An 18,272-nucleotide genomic window follows, 5' to 3' on the forward strand; every position below is an offset into this window, starting at 1 on the left:
TGCGCTTTCTCGAGGTTCGGAGGGGGCTACGGGAGCATCGGAGCGGGTACGGCATATCGCTCGGCGATGCTCTGGATCGACTCGACCAGTTCGATGGAGGCAGGGAACGTCCCGTGGTTGTCGCGTCGCCTCATGAGCTCCGGCTCGCCCGGGAACAGCACGGCGGGGCTCGAGGGGAGCCGGCTGCGACGCAGCTCCTCGACCAGTGAGCGGATGGCTTCTTCGGATTCGTCGGCGGCGTCGTCCGGACCGCGCAAGGCGAGGAAGAAGTGCCCGAGCTCCTGGGGGAGGGAGGCATCACCGTGCAGTGGCGACACGAAGGGGCTCGTCTTCGCGCCGCCCAGTGCGACGAGGGCGTCGATCATGAATGCGAGTCCGAATCCCTTCGGACCTGCTGCAGGGAGCAGCGCGCCGCGCAGGGCATCCGCCGACGACTCCGTCGCCCGGCCCGCGTCGTCCACCGCCCACCCCGTGGGTATGCTCTGACCTGCCGCGGCGGCGACGAGCACTCGTCCGTAGCTGACTTCCGAGGTCGCCATGTCCAGGATCGGCCGATCTTCCGCGCTCGACGGGAGCGCGATGGTCAGCGGATTCGTTCCGAGCACCGCCTCACCTCCGCCGGGCGCGCACATCGCACGATCGGTGTTGCAGCAGACGACTCCGATCATCCCTTCGTCCGCGATCATCTCCGAGTAGAAGGCGGCCGCGCCGAAGTGGTTCGCGTTGCTGACGAGAACGCAGCCGATCCCCGACTCGCGTGCACGTGTGATGGCCAGACGAACAGCATGCACGGCGGTGGCCGCCCCCGGGCCCGCGTCGCCGTCGAGGGCCACGACCGCACCCAGATCCCAGAGCGTCGACGGTGCATGCGACGCGTTGATCCCGCCCTTCTCCACCCGTTCGAGGTAGACGGGGAGGCGGATGAACCCATGGCTCGCGGTGCCGCGCGACTCCGCGTAGGCGAGGTTCTGCGCGACGACGTCCGCATCCTCGTCGGTGAGACCTGCGCGCTGCAGCACGGCCGTCGCCCACCGCGCGGTGTCGGAGATGGCCAGCCGGGGATTCATCGATACTCCGTCCGGGGGAGACTGCCGTCCATGATGTAGCCGCCGTCGACATCGAGAGTCGTGCCTGTGCAGTAGTCCGCATCGGCCGATGCGAGGAAGCAGATTCCGGCCGCCACCTGTTCGGGCTGCGCGGGCACCCGGAGCGGAACCCGGCTGGCGAGTGCCTCGAGGATCTCGGGTGTGTAGAGAGTCTCGGTGAGCGCGGTCACGGTCGCCCCCGGGCGGACGCAGTTCACTCGGATGCCGAGGGGCGCCCACTCCGACGCGAACGTCCGCGACATGGCTTCGATGCCGCCTTTCGTCGCCGTGTAGGCGGACGCGTTCGGCTCGGAGAGCACCGCGTGGATGGAGGACACGTTGACGATCGCGCCTCCTCTCTGCGCGGCTCTGAGCCGCCGGGCGACGGAGACCGAGAGGACGAACACGCTGCGCAGGTTCACCCGGACGATGCGATCGAAGGCTTCAGGGCTCGTCTCCAGTGCGGGAGCGACGTGGAGCACACCCGCGCAGTTGACGAGGATCGTCGGAACCCCGATCTGTTCCTCCACCCGGTCGAGTGCGTCCTCGACCGCCGACTCGTCGGCGATGTCGACGACGACGGGGAAGGCGATCGCCCCGGTGGACGCGATGGCATCGGCCGTCGCGAGGGCGCCGGTCTCATCGATGTCCAGGATCGCGACGCGGGCGCCTTCGCTCGCCAACCTCTCCGCCGTCGCCTTCCCGATGCCCGAAGCGCCCCCGGTGACGACGGCGACCTGCTCAGCGAATCTCATGCGATCTCCTTCTTTCCGCTCCCGCTCGATTCGGCCGTCGAGCGGACGAAGTCATCGATCGCCCTCTCGGCCAGGTCGGCGATCTGAATCCGGAACTCGGCCCGCCGGGATTCGCCCGGCCCGATCATCAGGGCCTGACCCGCCGCGACGTCATCGGTGAGGGCGCGTGAGGGCGCCGCCGTGTGCGGTTCGACCCCGACGATGTGGTGGCGACCCCACCAGGGATACCCGGCGGGGTCACGGCATTCCTGCCAGACCCATAGGCGCGGGAAGACGTCGACGGGCCACGTGACGCCGACGGCCAGTCCGGAGGATTCGGACGCGACGACGTACCACCCTTCGTGTGCCGTCGCATAGCCGAGGTCCGCGGAACCACCGTCGCCGGGTTCCAGCGGGAGTGCCGTCGCACCGTGCCTCTCCTCCGTGGGGACGGCGGTCCCGACGTCCCAGGACTGCACGCGGCCGAAGGGCGACGGGTCGGCGACGAGACCGGAGAAGTCGCCGAGCAGAACGGCGGGCCCTTCGGTGAGCGCTTCCGAGAAGACCGGATGGAAGCCCCAGTGCACAGGCAGTTCGTGGGGAGACGCGTTGGTGACGGTCGAGTCGATGACGAGGATCGCGCCGGGGCGCAGCGAGATCCGCCGCTCCGCGATGAACGGGTAACGCCGGAGTGCCGCACGGCATCGGAGGAATGCGCCGTCAGCGTCTTCTTGAGCATCGACCACCCACGGAATGCGACAGCTCTCACCGTGGAACACCAGCGGCGCCCCCTCCACCACGCAATCGGGCCCTGCGTTCGGGAAGAGCTCCTGGATCCCGCCCTGGTAGTCGTCGTAGAACGCCTCGCTTCCCGACCGGAGCCCGGCGCCTGCGACGGGGATCGGCATCCCTTCCGGTGACCACAGCACCTCGACCGCGCGCGGCAGGTGACGGATGCTGCGGATGTCGGCGCCGCGCCGAGGGTCCACGGTGACCTCCAGCACGCCGTCGGACAGCGCCCACGAGCCGTCCTCGCGCAGGGTGACGCGACTGCTAGTCATTCGCGCTCCAGTGCGTGATCCGGACATCATGTTCGATGAGGTAGCCGCGTACGTAGCTGAGGTGCTCGCGCATCCTGCTCCGTGCGAGCTCCGGATCCTCCGCGAGGATCGCGAGCATGATCTCCTCGTGCTGGACGTCGCTGTGATCGATGGCTCGGGGAACCTTCGTCCCGAAGACCATGCCGCGGGTCACCGGCTCCCTGACGGCATCGACCAGGGCGCGGAGGACCGTGTGGTCGGCCATCTCCGCGATCGCTCCGTGGAACGCGAGGTCAGCCTGAACGTGGGCCTCGCCATCTGCGCTCGCCGCGGCGAGAGCGGCGAACGCATCACGCAGTTTCGAGGCGCCGGCGGGCGTCACGCGCGCGGCGGCCAGAGCGGCGAGTTCCGGTTCTATCAGGAGGCGGGCGTCGCACAGTTCGACCAGGCCGACCCGCTCCAGTTCGAGCAGAAGCTGCAATGCGGCGCGCGCCTGTTCGCCGGACGGCAAGGCGACGAAGGTTCCGTATCCGTGACGCGAGGTGATGAGGCCACGCTGACCCAGGATGCCCAGTGCTTCCCGGACGACGTTGCGGCTCACGGAGAGCATCACGGCCAGTTCGCGCTCGGCGGGCAGCGCATCGCCGGGGTTCAGCTTGCGTTGGAGGATGAGGGCTTGGAGCGCGTCCACGACGGAGTCGATAGTCCTGTGACGCGCCACCGACGCGTACATGCTGCTTTCGTTCGTTGCCTGCGGCACGGTCATACCTCCGTGGGGTAGTGGAGTGGAGCACCCGGCACCTCGGTGCGGATGCGCGCGATGTGCCAGCGTCCGAGGCTCGCGACGAGCAGATCGCGACGGTCGGCGCCGGAGAACACGATGTTGGTCGGGGCAGCCAGATCGGTGCCCTGGAAGTCGTCCCGAAGGATGAGGAGGGTGCCGTCCGGCTCGAGGGTGTAGAGCCGGTCGGGACGGTAGCAGCCGATGTAGAGTCGCCCCTCGCTGTCGAAGGCGATGCCGTCCGGTACGGTTCCCGGCATCGAGACGACGAGTTCCGGCCGACCGGCCGATCCGTCGTCGAGGATCGGGATCCGTGTGATGCCGGGCAGCGTCGACTCCACCACGTACAGGTGCTTCTCGTCCTGGTCGAGCGCCAGCCCGTTCGTGAAGTGGGGCACGTCGGACGACCAGAGTTCTGTGGAGCCGCCGGGGAGCACACGGTAGATGCAGCCGCCGCCGGCCGGCCAGACGCCCGAATCCGAGACGTAGAGGACTCCGCTCGCACCGTACACCGGATAATTCGGGGTGATCATCGGTCGTTCGCGCGTGCCCGAGGAGAGCACCGTCATCACGCCGTCGCGGCCGAATCGGACGAGCTGCCGGCGCCGAGGGTCGCACGCCACGACGTCGCCGTGTCCGTCGACGGCGAGGCCGAGCAACCAGCCCCCCGAGCTCCCCACCTCCGTCACCTCGAAGCTCTCCCCATCCAGGCGATAGAGCTGACCGGCTTCGCCTCCGGCGAAGATCGTGCCGTCAGGCCCCACCGTGACGCACTCGGGGTGGTCGAGTCCGTCCGCGACCGTGTCGATCATGTTGCCTCCCCTTCGTGGCATTCTGTCCCATCGAGCATCCCGCACCTGGCTCCGTTCGTCTTCATCCTGTCGTCGCCCCCGTCGTCATGCCCGCGATGAACTGCTTCTGCAGCAGGAGGAACAGCAGAACGGGAATGATGCTCACGAGAATCGATCCCGCCGCGAGGGAGGTGTAGTCGAGATCGAACTGCCCCTGCATCGCCCGCAGGCCCTGGCTGACGACGCCGACGCCCCGCGTGGAGATGAGAGTCTGGGCGACGATGAACTCCTGGAACACGTTCACGACGACCAGGACGGCGACGGCGGCGAGTCCCGGGGAGGTCAAGGGGACCACGATGCGGAGGATCGCTCCGCCGCGCGTGCACCCGTCGACGAGAGCGGCCTGCTCCAGTTCTGATGGGAGCGACTGGATGAAGGCTCTCATCAGCCAGGTCGCCAGGGGAAGGTTCGACGCCGCGTAGACGATCACCAGGCCTGCCGGATTGTTGATCAGCTGGGCCAGGCTGAACACCTGGTAGATCGCGAGGAGGTTCACGAGCCCCGGAATCGTCAGCGAGAACATGAAGAGGAAGAGGACCAGCCCCCGACCGCGGAACGAGAACCGGGCCAGGCCGTAGCCGGCCATGAAACCGAGCGGCAGCACGATGAGACAGGTGAAGAAGCTGATCGCGATCGTGCTGAGCGTGTAGGAGACGAGCAGGCCGGTCTCGACGGCGCGTGCGTAGTTCTCCGGGTGGAAGGAAGACGGGAGGAGAGCCGCCGAGAAGATCTCATCCTCCGGCCCGAACGACTTCAGCAGGATCCACAGCATCGGAAGCGTGAACACGACGATCACCATCACCGTCGTGATGAGCGGCAGAGCGACGCGGGGAGTGCGCGTCCGAGCGCGCTGTGGGGCGGCGAGGACGCTCATGCGCGAGCTCCGCGTCCGCGCTGGAGCAGGATGAAGGCGACCATCGCGATCACGTTGAACAAGGACATGATCATCGCGATCGCCGCGCCGTATCCGAGGTGGAAGTAGGTGAACGACTGGTTGTACATGTAGAGCGCCGTCGTCGTGGTCGCGGTGATCGGGCCACCCGCGGTGAGCGCGATGATCATCGTCACCAGGTTGAAGTTTCCGATCATCAGGAGGATGGCCGCGATCAGCACCGTCGGGCTCACCAGCGGAAGCGTGATGCTCCAGGTGATCCGTCCAGCGGTTGCCCCGTCGATCTTCGCGGCTTCGTAGAGACCGGGATCGATGGATTGCAGACCCGCGAGCACCATCACCGTCACGAAGCCGATGCTCCGCCACGACTCGACCAGGATCAGCGCGGTCATCGCCCCCGCAGGAGACTCCAGCGGGCTCTGCTCCAGTCCGAAGGCGGAGAGGACTCCGTCGTTCTTCAGGATCAGCGCCCAGAACACGCCTGACGCCATCTCGCTGATGACCCACGGGAGGACGACGAGCGCGCGAACCGCGCCTCGCCCCGGAAAGCGCCGGTTCAGAGCCACCGCGAGGAGGAAGCCCGCAGCGGTCGACAGCGCCACGACGCTCAGCACGAAGATCGCGGATCGCCAGAGACTGGCGACCATCTCCGGATCACGGAAGGCGCGAAGGTAGTTGTCGATTCCGATGAAAGTGGTGTTGAGTCGTCCCACATCCCAGTCGGTGAAACTGCTGATGAGCGTGAATCCGAGCGCGATGACGGTGAACCCGACGACGAGCAGAGCGCCGGGTGCGATCAGCGCATAGGGCAGGAAGTCGCGTCGGACCTTTCGAGGGGATGCCACGACGCGAGAACGGGCGGGATCGGGATCAGGAGCGGGGGGAGCCGGCGAGACGGTCATCGTTTCCGGGGGCATCGGTCCGGACCTTACGGCGCGACCTGCTCGTTGTACGCCTTCTCGGCGGACGCGAGTGCCTCGTTCGCGGGAGAGGTGCCCGTGAGGTACGACTGGAACGCGATGCGCAACTGGTCGAACAGCAGCCCCGCATCCGCTGCGGGAGGCATGCCTCGGCCGGCGTCGGCCGCGTAGTCCGCCTGGAACTTCCATGCGTCGTTCTGTGCCTGCGCCTGAGGGCTTGCGGATGCCGACGGGCGGGTGGGCAGCTTGCCCGGAGCGTCGACGAGGTACTCGGCCTGCCCTTTCGACCCGGTGATGTGCATCGCGAACTCGAACGCGAGCTCCTGCTTCGCCTCGTCCGGCGTCTTCTGTGCAGGAAGCTCGAATGCCCAGAAGCCCGAGAGCGTGGCGTCCTTCGCATCCTTCGTCGGACGCGGCGTGCGGAAGTAGCCGATCTCGTCCGCCAGGCCGCCGTCGTCGAGCTTGAGCCCCACCCAGGAGCCGCCCTTCATGGTCGCGGTCTTGTGGGACAGCAGCATGTCGTCGTACTCGTCGTCCTTGGAGACGGAGAGCAGCCCGGTCGACGAGACGCCCTGCTCGTTCATGAGCGAGTTGTAGAACTCGAAGACTTCGAGCATCTCGTCGGTCTCGAGGGTCGCGCGACCATCGGCGTCGATCACGTCTCCACCGAGCATCCACGTCTGGGAGAAGAGGGACTGGGTGGGCGTGTGCACGGTGTTCCCTGCCCAGAACGAGTAGGGATCGGCGATGCCGGCATCCTTGAGCGCGGCCATCGCTTCGGTGAACTCCGCCCACGTCTCGGGGGTCTCGGTGATGCCCGCCTTCGCCCAGTCCTCTTTCCAGTACATCTCGTGACGGCAGTCGGTCATCCACGGGAGCGCGTAGATCTTCCCGGCATCGGAGGCGATGCCGCGCAGCAGGTTCTGGTTGTAGTCGTCCCATTCGCCCGGCAGGGAATCGAGGGGAGCGAGGAATCCGCCCTTCGCGAGTTTGGGGATGTTGAGGTCGTTGACCAGCACGAGATCGGCGGGAGTACCGGCCTGGCCCATCAGGATGACCCGCTGCGTGATGGCGTCCCAGGGCACGGTCTCGATCTCGAGGGTGACGTCCGGATGGGTCTCCTTCCAGGACTGCAGAAGGCGCCAGAGCCCTCTGTCGGCCGTGCCGTCCGCTGCCGGTTCGGTCGTCGTCGTGAGGACGTCCTCGAACGGGTAGGCATCCGGCATGACCATGCGCAGCGTCTTGGCCCCTCCCTTCGTGGATACCTCCGGGGCGCATGCCGTGAGACTCGTGCCCATCGCGAGGGCGGCACCACCGATCAGGCCCGCCTGGAACAACGTTCGGCGGGAGAGCGGGGTGGAACTGAGGGATTGCAGTGACTTCTTCGTCATGACCTTCTCCAGTCTTTGCTGTCTGTCAGGATCCAGTGGTAGGGCCACCGGACCTCTCTGATCATGACGCGACAGACATCGGATGTCAACGGTTCGTCAGCGCGCTCACGACGATCGTCCTGACCGTCGGACGAGCGCCCCTGCGGAAGGGGCGGAGAAGCCCTCGCTCAGCCCGTCGCTGCGACGGGAGCGGCGTCGACCATCCGCCCGTCGACGAGATGACGGCGTGAGCGCGCGCGACGAGCGACCTCGGGGTCGTGGGTGACGACCACGATGGTCGTCCCCGAGGCGTTCAGCTCATCGAACACATCGAGCACGTCGTCGGTGGACTCCCGGTGCAGCGCTCCGGTCGGCTCATCCGCGATGAGGATCGGCGGGCGGTTCACGAGTGCGCGGCAGATGCCGACCCGCTGTCGCTGCCCTCCCGAGAGCTCGTGCGGCGCGCGAGCCCCGAGGTGCCCGATGCCGAGCCGATCCATGAGCTGCGCGGTGTCCGCCAGGATCTCGGCGGACACCCTGCCGCGTCGTCGGACGGCCGGGAGCAGGATGTTGTCGATCACGACCAGCTCGTCGAGGAGATCGGTGCGCTGGAACACGAATCCCAGCGTCGTGCGCCGGAGGTGCGCGAGGGCCTTGTCGTCGAGCGCGCCCAGATCGTCGTCGCCGATCCGCACCGACCCCGACGACGGCTGGTCCAATCCGCTCAGGCACGAGAGCAGGGTCGTCTTGCCCGACCCGCTGGGACCGGTGAGAGCCAGGTAGTCGCCGGCGGCGACGTCGAAGTCGATGCGGTCGAGCACGGTCGCGAAGTCGCCTGCGGCCGATTCGAACCGTCGGGTGACGGCGCGCGCCTGGATGAGGGGGGACGATCGTTGCATGGTCAGCTTTCGTTGAGGAGCGCGGGGCTGTGGACCGAGGCGATGAGTCCGCCGGCCACGGCGGCGGCAGCCACCACGGGTCCGGTGATCATGCCCCAGCCGTGCGGTGCGACGAGGTCGGTGGCGCCTCCGCCGAAGGAGGCGAGCGTGGCGCCGAGCACGCCGGGTCCGAGTGCTTCCGTCGCGATCCACCCGAGAAGGAGGCCCGCTCCGGCGACGCCCACCGACCGGAGCGAGGAGATCGTCCGCAGCCCGCCGCGAGACCATCCGAGAAGCCGCAGCAGACGCAGGTCGGACTCGTCACGCGCTGCCTCGAGGCGCCCTCGGAGCGCGAACACCAGGAGCATCACCACCGCGGCGGCAGCCCACGCGATCGTCGACGCCGTCCTGAGTCGCTCGACGGTGTCGCCCAGCGTGTAGTGGACGAACCGGTCCAGTTCGGTGACCGATGCCGCCGGATGATCACTCGCCAGCGTCGCGGCCTTCCCGCTCTGATCGACCCCGCCGCGGAGGTCGATCATGAACGTCTGCCACAGCGGGACGCCGTGATCGCCGCGCAGCTCGACGGCCTTGCCCGATCGTCCGCCGTTCGTGATGTCGTGATAGACCCCCGTGATGCGGTATCGATGCGTCGCGCCCGCGGAGTCCACCTCGACGAACTGCCCGACGTCGACGCCCGCGTCCTGGGCCGCGAGCGTCGACAGCGCCAGCTCATCGGGTTCGACGGGTCCCTCGCCGCGGGCATAGGCGAGGGGGAAGATCGACGCGTCGCCGACCTCCAGGGCGATGTCATCGGTGCGCGCAGCGGCGAGGATCGCGACCCGGAAGCTGGTCGCCGTCGCGAACCGTTCGACGTCGGGGTCTTCCCGCAAAGAGCGTTCGAGCCGCTCGCCCGCGCCGACCTCGGTCCCCTCGCGGATGAACGCGCGGAGATCGCTCTGCCCGACGCCCATGGTGGTGACGAAGTCGGATGCCGCGATCGTCTGGGTCATCCGCTGGGGCAGGGCAGCCAGCGCGACGGCGAAGCCGACCATGACGATCAGCAGCACGGCGGTGGCGCTCCGGGCGGTGAGTCCCCGCACCGCGAGGCGCACGGAGACGGGGAGCGGGAGGTCCCAGCGCAGCGGACGCACACGGCGACGGGTCTGCGGCGACACACCCGGCCTGGTCAGCGCGAGCAGCGGAGTGATGCGCCGCACCCGCCGCAGCAGGTGCGCGGCGAGCGCGACCGGGATCGCTGAGGCGACGACGACGGCGAGCAGCATCGCGAACACCTCCGCGTGGCACTGCTCGCCGGAGAGTCGGGCGGTGTCACCGCCGATCAGCAGCGCGGACACCGGGAAGACCAGGAGAAGGGCGACCAGCGATGCCGCACCCGCATGCACGGCGTAGCCCCCGAGCAGGATCGACGAGACCGCTCGGTGGGAGAAGCCGACCGCCCGCATCACGCCGATGCGTCGAGCGTCCTGCTCCAGGGCGGTGAGGACCATGATGCGCAGGCAGAGCAGCGTGATCGCGAGGAGGGCGATGCTCACCAGGATGCTGAGGATGGCGACCAGGCCGTCGGTCAGTGCGGCGATCAGTCGCAGCAGACTTCCGTCCACGGCGGCGCCGTTGGCCGGCAGTCCGGCGAGACGGTAGGCCTCCGCGAAGCGTTCGCCCTGACCCTCGGCGAGACGGAACGTGATGATGTGCTCCGTCGGAAGCCGTTGGGCGAGGTGCTCCCAGTCCGGGTCGGACAGCACGAATCGCTTGGAGTTGACCAGACTCGGCCCCATCTGCGCGTCTCGAACGATGTCGGAGACGGTGAACGTCCGCCCCTCCCCGTGCACGGCGATCTCGATCGCGTCGCCGCGCACCAGATCGTAGGCGTCGGCGTAATAGCCGGGCACCGCGATCTCGCCCTCGCGGACGTTCACCGGCGTGCCGTCCTCGCCGACGAGGAAGTCGAATCGCGTGGTCTGGGTGACCAGCAGCAGATCCATCACGCCGTCGCGCGCAGCATCCGAGGTGCCGTGCATTCGGAGATCCTGGTTGTCGAGTTGGAGCGCGACCTGCACCTGGTGGTCGTCGATGATGTCTCGGTGCGCTGCGACGAACGCGTCCAAGGGCTGCGCTTCCAGCGGTCCGGCGTGCATCTGCACCGCGTCGGGCGCCTCCGCGAGCGTGAAGAGCCGTTCCGTCGCCCCCACCGTGGAGACGAGGGTGGCGACGCCGGCGCCCGCTGTGGCGGAGCTGATCGCCATCAGCAGGATCAGCGAGATGCTGCTCAGGGGGTTGCGGCGGATGCGCGCGACGGCCATCCGCCACGCGGTCGAGCCCGTTATCACGAGGCGGGTGGATGCGGCAGGGGCCAGCCGTGCAGGATGGCCCCGACTCCCGCCTCGAACTGCCGCTCGGCCGAGGGTGCCCACCCTGCGGCGATGACCCGGCCGAGGTGGGGCAGTTGCGACAGCAGGGCTGCCTCGTCACCCTCCCGCTCGGGGTCGGGATCGCCCTGACCTTCGGTGCCGGGCTCCGACCCGGCCGGGAGGCTGAACTCTCCCATCGCCGAGGCGACGGTGATCATCACGAGCACATTGACGAGGTCGCCGAGTGCGGGATCGACCGGTGCGCCGAGCTCCAGCAGGATGCCGATCGCCTCATCGGCGACGGCGAGCGCCGCCGGCGAGGTGATCGGATGCGTCGCGACGATCGGGATGAGTCCGGCATGCGCGGCGAGCTCCGCGCGGATGGTCCGCATCAAGACGTGCGCATAGGTCCGCCAGTCCGATATCCCCGACGTGGCGGGAAGGGAGAGGCCGGTCCAGAACTCGTCGGCGAGTGCCGCGGCGAGGTCCGACTTGCCGGCGAAGTGCCGGTACGCGGTCATCGGATCGGCGCCGAGCGCTGTGCCGAGGCGCCGCATCGTGAGCTGATCGAGGCCATTCGCGTCGACGAGCTCGAGGGCCGCCGACAGCACGTCTGCGCGGGAGATCCGCTCGGGTCGAGGTGTCATCAGGAGATTCCTTTCCGCCCGCGGAGGGCGAGCAGGGTGACGGCGAGCAGTCCGAAGCCCGCCGCGAAGCCGAAGAGAGCGAGCGCGGGGCCGAGCGCGTCGAGCACTCCGGCCCCGTCCAGGGTGAGCGAGCGCATCGCCTGCAGCGCCCAGTAGGCGGGCGAGGCCGGAGCGACGGCCTGCATCCAGGTGGGCAGCGACTCGACCGGACCGAAGGCGCCGCCCACGCCCGCCATGAGCATGGCGAGCACGTTGCCGATGACCAGGGCGAGTTCGAGGGATCGGGATGCCGACACCAGGAGCAGCCCGAAGCCGATCATGGCGGAGGAGAACGCCACGAGCACCAGGACGAGTCCGAGCACCGAACCGGTGGGTCGATAGCCGAAGAGGAGCGCACCGCCGAGGAGCACGGCGACGAACTGCAGCAGCTGGGCGGCGAACGCGGTCAGCGACTTGCCGAGGAGGAGGTCGATGCTGCGCGCCGGTGATGTCCGCAGCCGGTCCCCCGTGCCCCACTGCTCGTCTCGGAAGAACGCCGTGACGACCTGCTGGACGCACAGGAGGGCGAACAGGACGGCGAGACCGGGGACGGCGTACTCGACGCCGGCGGCCGAGGGGTAGCCCGCCGCAGCGAGCTGCGCGCGAGCCCCGGGGATGAAGAACGGGACGAACACGAGCGGGATCACCGTCATGACCACCACCGGCGACGGGTCGCGCCACAGGATCCGCGCGTCGATCGCGGCGACCGCGAGACTATGCCGCAGCATCCTGAACCTCCGTGTTCCCGAGAGCGCGCGTCTCCTCCTCGCGGAGGAGGTGCACGTAGGCGCTCTCGAGGGTGGGGCGGGGGAACCGGACGTCGGCGATCGCGCTCGCGTTCGCGCCGAGGCCCGCGATGAGTTCGGCGAGCAGTTCGCCCGCGCTCCTCCCCGTCGATCCGCTCACGAGCCAGTCGGCATCCTTCACCCATCCGGCCGGCGGCGGGGCGCTCGTCTGCACGCGCACCCGCAGTCCGCCGCCGCCCTGTGACCTCACCACATCGCTGACGTCTCCGAGGTCTCGGAGCACGCCGCGGTGCAGCAGCGCGAGCCGCGCCGGGAGTTGTTCGAGCTCGTTGAGGTAGTGCGTGGTGTAGAGCACGGATGCGCCCTCGTCGGCGATCCGGCGCACCAGCTCCAGGATCTGCTGCCGGGACTCGACGTCGGCGCCGACGGTGGGCTCGTCCAGGAACAGCAGGCGCGGATCATGGGTGAGTGCCATCGCGAGGTGCAGGCGGCGCTGCTGTCCGCCGCTGAGCTGCTCGGCGCGGACGCCGGCGCTCCTCGTGAGACCCAGGCCCTCGATCACGGCAGCGCATCGTGTGCGCAGTCCGCGCCCACGCAGACCGTGGAGGCGGGCGAACCCCTCGACGTTCTCTCGGAGGGTCAGGGAGGGGTAGATGCCGAGACGCTGCGGCGCGCTGCCGATCAGGGCGGCGGCGGTCTCGCGGTCGGAGGTGAGGTCGATCCCGTCGACGAAGACCGATCCGGATGCTGGCGTCAGGGACCCGTCGGCGATGGCGATCAGCGTGGACTTGCCGGCGCCGTTCGGACCGAGAAGGCCCAGGATCCGACCCGGAGGCAGGCGGAGGTCGACGCCGGAGAGCACCGTGTGCTCGCCGAACGATCGGCGGATGCCGCGCATCTGCAATCGCATCTCGGTCATGGCCGCCTCTCGTAGTTCTACATCGTAGATTAATCGCGAGGGAGGCGATGGGCAAATCCGTGGCTAGGTGGCCCCTGATCGCCCCGTGAAGGTCATCACGGTTGTGAGCGGGCAGCTCGGCTGTCGAGGTTACGTCCTCGCGCGAGAGAGTACATTCAGGCAGATGGAGACGTCTGCTGAGTGGGGAGCACGGCTGGATGCCATCGAACGCGGGGGCTGGGTGGAGTACCTCGATTCGCATTCGGGCCTCCCTGGTCCGCGCGCGAACCTGACGCTTCTCGATGCCGTCGCCCGCATCGCCGACGAGCGCGCGATCGAGGAACTGATCCAGGACGGCCGTGAGTACCCGACGATGTGCGCTGCCGCAGCCACCGGGCGGCTCGCCGGCGACCGGGAGGCCGAGGCGCGGCTTCGTGCGTTGGCGATGGATGAACGATGGCGTGTACGCGAGGGCGTCGTGATCGGTCTCCAGATACTCGCGGATTCTTCGCCGAACGCGACGAACGACATCGTCGGCAGGTGGGCAGACGACCCGAGCCTTTATGTCCAGCGCGCCGCAGTCGCCACGATCTGCGAACCACGGCTGCTGCACAGCCGCTCGTCGGCAGCCATCGCCGTCGACGTCTGCCGCCGCGCCACACACCACCTGACGCAGCTTCCGAGAGCACGCCGCACGTCCGCGGAAGCACGCACTTTGCGACAAGCGCTCGGCTACTGCTGGAGCGTCGCTGTCGCGGCCGATCCCACACCCGGACTCGCCGCGTTCCACGCCCTCGACCCAGATGACCCCGACGTCGCTTGGATCGTCAAAGAGAATCTCCGGAAGAAGCGGCTTTCGCGGCTTCTCGTTCCCTCTTGACATCCCCTCCGCTCGGGCATAACGTACAACCAAATGGTTGCACAAAGAGAACTGAGCGAAGCGGAGGTCGACCGTGTCTTCCACGCATTGGCGACGTCGACTCGGCGCGACATCCTGCGTCGGACGATCGAGCGTGAGCAGTCCGTCTCGACCCTCGCCGCCGACTACGAGATGTCGTTCGCCGCGGTGCAGAAGCACGTCGCCGTGCTCGAGGCCGCGAACCTCATCGTCAAGCGCGCCGAGGGACGCGAGCGGCTCGTCCGCGCGAACCCCGAGATGATCGCCCGCGCCAGGGCGCTCCTCGCCCGATACGAAGAGCTGTGGCGGTCGCGCATCGCCCGACTCGACGACCTGCTGGCCGAGACGCCTCGGTCCGGCTCCTCCGACACCAGCGATACCCAGAAGAACGAACAAGGAGACTGAAATGCCTGTCACCGACGTCACCACCGATGCCGACAACCTCACCATGACCGTGATCGCCGATTTCGCGGCACCCGTCGAGCGCGTCTGGAGCGCCTACTCCGACCCGCGCCAGCTCGAGCGCTTCTGGGGCCCTCCCGGATGGCCGGCCACCTTCACCGCCTGGGACCACACCGTCGGCGGGCGAGCGGTCTACTCGATGAACGGTCCGCGAGGGGAGAAGTCGTCCGGGGCGTGGGAGTTCGTCTCGATCGATGCGCCGCACAGCTTCGAGGTCATCGACTCCTTCGTCGACGAGAGCGGCAAGCCGCTCGACGGCTTCCCTGCGCAGCGGATGTCCTTCTCGTTCGACTCGACCCCCGACGGCACGCGCATGGTCACGACCAGCCACTTCGACTCGGTTGAGGCACTCGAGCAGGTCGTCGAGATGGGCCAGGTCGAGGGCATCAAGATGGCGATGGCGCAGCTGGACGCCGTGCTGCAGGACCTCCGCGAGTACGCGCAGGGCAAGGGCACCCGGGTCGAGCTGCTCGACGACACCCATGTGCGCATCACGCGCCTCGTCGAAGGACCGCGCGAGCTCGTCTGGCGCGCGCACTTCGAGCCCGAGCTCATCCGCAAGTGGATGCTCGGCCCCGACGGCTGGGAGATGACGGAGTGCGTCGCCGCCACCGAGGTCGGCCAGTCGTACCGGAACTCGTGGGCGCCGGTCGGCGACACCGAGGGCCAGCCGTTCGGCTTCGAGGGCGAGGTGCTCCTGATCGACGCCCCGCGCCGCGCGGTCACCACCGAGCGGATGCAGGGGATGCCGACCGAGACCCTCAACGACCTGAACCTGTACGAGGAGGACGGCGCGACCCTCGTCACGCTGCTCATCGAGTACCCCGACAAGGAGACGCGCGACATGATCCTCGCCACCGGCATGGCCGACGGCATGGAGTCGTCGTTCGCCCGGCTGGAGCGGGAGCTGCTCTCCGTCTGAGTGGGTACAACTCCTCAGAGCCGGTCGGATCCGCGCGGGTCCGACCGGTTCTCGAGCGTTCGGCCCGCATTTCCGAGGAGTCGGTCGCGGCTGCCGCGAGCCGCCCGACGGGCGGAACCCGGCCGGGCGGGATAAAGTGGCGACACGATGAGGATCACGCGCCGCACTCTGCTCCTCGGCGCCGGAGCCGGCGTCGCTTCGGTGCTTCTCGCCTCCTGCACCCCGGAACCCACCCCCACTCCGACGCCCACCCGCACCCGCGAGCCGGAGCCTCCGCCCGGTGTCCCCGCGCCCGCCGGCAGCATCCGCAGCACCTGGACCACCGATCCGTTCGCCCTCGGCGCCGCCAGCTTCACACCCGTCGGGGTCCTGGCCGGGAACCGCCTCGCGCTGGGCGAGTCCGTCGACGACCGGGTCTTCTTCGCGGGCGAGGCGACGGATGAAGATGCGCCGGGAACGGTACGCGGTGCCATCAGCTCGGGCGCCCGTGTGGCCGAGGAGCTCATGATCCCGGCATCCTCGGGTGAGCGCGTCGCCGTCGTCGGTGCGGGCCTCGCAGGCGCCACGGCGGCCGCCCTGCTCGCCGAGCGCGGGATCGAGGTGACCGTGTTCGAAGCGCGGGACCGCGTCGGCGGACGGGTGTACTCCCGTGTCGACGACTCCTGGCCGGTCCCCGTGCAGCTCGGCGCCTGGCTGTTCGGGGAAGACGAGACCGAAGTGCTCGATCGGCTGACCAGCGGCGATGTCGGGATCGTCGACCTCGCCGGCGAGCTGTGGCGCGGCCCCGACGGCGACATCGACCCGGTCGATCCGCAGCCGTTCGCCGCGGCGATCACGGTGGCGCAGGCGGCCCCCGAAGACTCCTCGGTCGCCGATGCCCTGACTGCCGCGGGCATCGATCCCGCCGATCCTGCGACCGCCGCTCTGCTCGCGATCCTCGTCGCCCGCACCGGCGCCGATGCCGACCGCCTCTCCAGCTGGTTCGCTCCGCCGCTGCCGTCGGGCGAGCCGAAAGCGGCTCGCGACAGCCTCACCCCGTTCGTCGAGCACGCCCTGGACGGCGTGCAGGTGGGCCTGAGCTCACCGGTCGCCCTCATCGCCTACGACGACACCGGTGTCAGCGTGCGCCTCGCCACCGGAGAGGCCCTGTCGTTCGACCGGGTCGTCGTGACCGCCCCGCTCGGGGTGCTCCAGGATCGGAGTATCGAGTTCGACCCGCCGCTCCCGTTCTCCCACCGCGGCGCGATCTCCGCGCTCGGCATGGGAGCGATCGAGACGGTCTGGCTGCGGTGGGACGAGCCGTTCTGGGAGAACGAGGAGGCGATCTGGCATGCCGTCGGCGCCGACGTGGCGATCCCGACCTGGATCAACCTGCGACCGGCGACCGGCGAGAACGTGCTCGTCGGGATCGTCGGAGGAGCGGCGGCCGCGGAGTTCGCCGAGCTCGACGAGGAGGCCGCGGTCGAGGCCGCCCTCGCCGCCCTCTCCCTCTACGTCTGACCGACTCGTTCGCCGACCCGCACCGCCTCCGGCTCCGGCGACGGCGGTTCGGCGGTGTCGTCGGCATCGACGCGCAGTCGCCGCGGCAACGGCATCCGGCTGATGAGCACCAGAGCCGTCGCGACGACGGCGAAAGCGCCGAGAGCGACGCCGGAGGAGACGAGGAACTCCTCGGGCCCGCTCACCTGCCGCGGGTCGAGGAAGTAGTACGGGTACCACCCGATCAGGGGTCCGCGGATCATCGTGGCGATCCCCCAGATCACGGGGTAGGCGAGGGTCACCGGGATCACCCGCCAGGGGACCGAGCGGTGACCGGGCGCCAGCGCCCAGGCGGCCACCGTCACCGCCGGAAGCCAGAAGTGCAGCACCTGATCGGACCACGGCACGTCGATGCGGATGCCGCGGAGGCCTGCCTGCCAGACCAGGATCGCGAACACGATCCCGGCGGTGATCGTCCACGTCAGCACGAGCGCCAGCGCGACCGTGAGCCAGCGCGGATCCCGGACCCTGCGCAGGGCGATGATGCCGGCGACCGTCAGGAGCACGACGAAGGCGATGTTCGACTGGTTGGTCAGGTAGGCGAAGAAGTTCTGGCTCGCGATGGTGTGCGACGCGAGCCCCCAGCTCAGGCGATGGATGAGGGCCACCAGGCAGACGGCGGCAGCGCCGAGGCGGAGCAGGCCGAAGACGGTGCGGGCCTTCACCGCTGCGTCACCACCCATTCCGTCATCCGCCGAGTCTACGGACCTCAGCTCGGAGGACCCGTCCTGCCGCCGAGGGTGCCCGTCCCCGGCAGCGGTGAGTTCCGCTGGTGACTCGGTGTCGGGGTGTCAGCGCCGGGGCTCGCGGGTCGACCACAGCGCCAGCGCGACGAGCACGGGCTGGAAGAACAGTCGGACGAAGCGCTTCATATCCGTGTCGAGCCCGAAGCCGTCACGGTGGTGCATCCACTGCGCCACGTTGCCCGGGAACACGGCGACGAAGAACAGGGCGGCGATCGTGCCGACCGTGCGCCGACGGCGTCGTGCCAGCAGCAGGGCGGAGCCGAGCGCGACCTCGGCCACGCCCGAGGCGAGCACGGTGGTGTCGGGGTCCAGCGGCAGCGACTCCGGCACCTGCGCCTGGAACTCCTCGCGGGCGATCGTGAGGTGCGAGACGCCCGCGAAGACGAGGGAGGCGCCGAGGAAGATGCGGCCGATGGTGCGGGCGGGAGTCGACATGGTGCGAGTGTACGCCT

At 69.0% G+C, this 18,272-nt stretch carries 19 protein-coding genes; 4 read left to right on the forward strand and 15 right to left on the reverse strand.

Features of this window, described 5'->3' with window-relative positions; genetic code table 11:
* Positions 1 to 26: 26 nt before the first annotated feature.
* The 13 genes from CQ045_RS09770 to CQ045_RS09830 all read right to left on the reverse strand — a co-directional run bounded on the left by CQ045_RS09770 (position 27) and on the right by CQ045_RS09830 (position 13,274).
* On the reverse strand, positions 27 to 1,067 hold the full coding sequence (locus tag CQ045_RS09770) for an Ldh family oxidoreductase (protein WP_105723109.1): 1,041 nt from the start codon (positions 1,065 to 1,067) through the stop codon (positions 27 to 29).
* Complete coding sequence (locus CQ045_RS09775; RefSeq protein WP_105723111.1) at positions 1,064 to 1,840, reverse strand: SDR family NAD(P)-dependent oxidoreductase; 777 nt, start codon at positions 1,838 to 1,840, stop codon at positions 1,064 to 1,066. The genes CQ045_RS09770 and CQ045_RS09775 overlap by 4 nt, the downstream gene beginning before the upstream one ends.
* Positions 1,837 to 2,880 carry a hypothetical protein gene (locus CQ045_RS09780; protein ID WP_105723113.1) on the reverse strand — a complete coding sequence of 348 codons (1,044 nt, stop codon included), beginning with the start codon at positions 2,878 to 2,880 and terminating at the stop codon, positions 1,837 to 1,839. Before CQ045_RS09780 ends, CQ045_RS09775 begins: the two co-directional genes overlap by 4 nt.
* Positions 2,873 to 3,550, reverse strand: a complete 678-nt coding sequence (locus CQ045_RS09785) for a FadR/GntR family transcriptional regulator (RefSeq protein WP_181156524.1) — start codon at positions 3,548 to 3,550, stop codon at positions 2,873 to 2,875. The genes CQ045_RS09780 and CQ045_RS09785 overlap by 8 nt, the downstream gene beginning before the upstream one ends.
* 71 nt (positions 3,551 to 3,621) lie before the next feature.
* Positions 3,622 to 4,452 carry an SMP-30/gluconolactonase/LRE family protein gene (locus tag CQ045_RS09790; RefSeq protein ID WP_181156525.1) on the reverse strand — a complete coding sequence of 277 codons (831 nt, stop codon included), beginning with the start codon at positions 4,450 to 4,452 and terminating at the stop codon, positions 3,622 to 3,624.
* 61 nt (positions 4,453 to 4,513) lie between these two features.
* The gene (locus CQ045_RS09795) at positions 4,514 to 5,365 is read right to left on the reverse strand and encodes a carbohydrate ABC transporter permease (protein WP_105723119.1); all 852 of its coding nucleotides are present in this window, start codon (positions 5,363 to 5,365) and stop codon (positions 4,514 to 4,516) included.
* On the reverse strand, positions 5,362 to 6,228 hold the full coding sequence (locus CQ045_RS09800; RefSeq protein WP_181156526.1) for a carbohydrate ABC transporter permease: 867 nt from the start codon (positions 6,226 to 6,228) through the stop codon (positions 5,362 to 5,364). Before CQ045_RS09800 ends, CQ045_RS09795 begins: the two co-directional genes overlap by 4 nt.
* Before the next feature lie 83 nt (positions 6,229 to 6,311).
* Positions 6,312 to 7,694, reverse strand: a complete 1,383-nt coding sequence (locus tag CQ045_RS09805; protein WP_105723122.1) for an extracellular solute-binding protein — start codon at positions 7,692 to 7,694, stop codon at positions 6,312 to 6,314.
* A gap of 167 nt (positions 7,695 to 7,861) precedes the next feature.
* Positions 7,862 to 8,572 carry an ABC transporter ATP-binding protein gene (locus CQ045_RS09810; protein WP_181156527.1) on the reverse strand — a complete coding sequence of 237 codons (711 nt, stop codon included), beginning with the start codon at positions 8,570 to 8,572 and terminating at the stop codon, positions 7,862 to 7,864.
* A 2-nt stretch (positions 8,573 to 8,574) separates the two neighbouring features.
* Positions 8,575 to 10,875 carry an ABC transporter permease gene (locus tag CQ045_RS09815; RefSeq protein WP_105723126.1) on the reverse strand — a complete coding sequence of 767 codons (2,301 nt, stop codon included), beginning with the start codon at positions 10,873 to 10,875 and terminating at the stop codon, positions 8,575 to 8,577.
* Positions 10,876 to 10,898: 23 nt separating this feature from the next.
* Positions 10,899 to 11,570: a TetR/AcrR family transcriptional regulator gene (locus tag CQ045_RS09820; RefSeq protein ID WP_105723128.1), complete on the reverse strand. Its 672-nt coding sequence runs from the start codon at positions 11,568 to 11,570 to the stop codon at positions 10,899 to 10,901.
* A complete protein-coding gene (locus CQ045_RS09825) occupies positions 11,570 to 12,337 on the reverse strand; it encodes an ABC transporter permease (protein WP_105723130.1) in 768 nt (255 codons plus the stop codon). The genes CQ045_RS09820 and CQ045_RS09825 overlap by 1 nt, the downstream gene beginning before the upstream one ends.
* A complete protein-coding gene (locus tag CQ045_RS09830) occupies positions 12,324 to 13,274 on the reverse strand; it encodes an ABC transporter ATP-binding protein (protein ID WP_105723132.1) in 951 nt (316 codons plus the stop codon). Before CQ045_RS09830 ends, CQ045_RS09825 begins: the two co-directional genes overlap by 14 nt.
* 163 nt (positions 13,275 to 13,437) lie before the next feature.
* On the opposite strand from CQ045_RS09830, the gene CQ045_RS09835 reads away from it, so the two are divergent.
* The 4 genes from CQ045_RS09835 (at position 13,438) to CQ045_RS09850 (ending at position 17,035) form a co-directional block, all read left to right on the forward strand.
* Positions 13,438 to 14,133, forward strand: coding sequence for a PBS lyase heat domain-containing protein repeat-containing protein (locus CQ045_RS09835; protein WP_105723134.1), 696 nt, complete (start codon positions 13,438 to 13,440; stop codon positions 14,131 to 14,133).
* 33 nt (positions 14,134 to 14,166) lie between these two features.
* Positions 14,167 to 14,556 carry a helix-turn-helix transcriptional regulator gene (locus CQ045_RS09840; protein ID WP_105723136.1) on the forward strand — a complete coding sequence of 130 codons (390 nt, stop codon included), beginning with the start codon at positions 14,167 to 14,169 and terminating at the stop codon, positions 14,554 to 14,556.
* Between the two features lies 1 nt (position 14,557).
* Positions 14,558 to 15,535 carry an SRPBCC family protein gene (locus CQ045_RS09845; protein ID WP_105723138.1) on the forward strand — a complete coding sequence of 326 codons (978 nt, stop codon included), beginning with the start codon at positions 14,558 to 14,560 and terminating at the stop codon, positions 15,533 to 15,535.
* 147 nt (positions 15,536 to 15,682) lie between these two features.
* Positions 15,683 to 17,035 (forward strand): FAD-dependent oxidoreductase, encoded by a 1,353-nt coding sequence (locus CQ045_RS09850; RefSeq protein WP_105723140.1) that lies wholly within the window; start codon positions 15,683 to 15,685, stop codon positions 17,033 to 17,035.
* Here the strand turns inward: CQ045_RS09850 and CQ045_RS09855 are convergent.
* Together CQ045_RS09855 and CQ045_RS09860 are read right to left on the reverse strand one after the other, a co-directional pair.
* Positions 17,026 to 17,757 (reverse strand): Pr6Pr family membrane protein, encoded by a 732-nt coding sequence (locus CQ045_RS09855; RefSeq protein WP_105723142.1) that lies wholly within the window; start codon positions 17,755 to 17,757, stop codon positions 17,026 to 17,028. The two genes, CQ045_RS09850 and CQ045_RS09855, sit on opposite strands and share 10 nt — an antisense overlap.
* 108 nt (positions 17,758 to 17,865) lie before the next feature.
* Positions 17,866 to 18,255 carry a DoxX family membrane protein gene (locus CQ045_RS09860; RefSeq protein ID WP_105723144.1) on the reverse strand — a complete coding sequence of 130 codons (390 nt, stop codon included), beginning with the start codon at positions 18,253 to 18,255 and terminating at the stop codon, positions 17,866 to 17,868.
* Positions 18,256 to 18,272: the final 17 nt, after the last annotated feature.

Origin of the sequence: Microbacterium sp. MYb66, from assembly GCF_002979435.1 — a bacterium.
Lineage (GTDB): Bacteria > Actinomycetota > Actinomycetes > Actinomycetales > Microbacteriaceae > Microbacterium.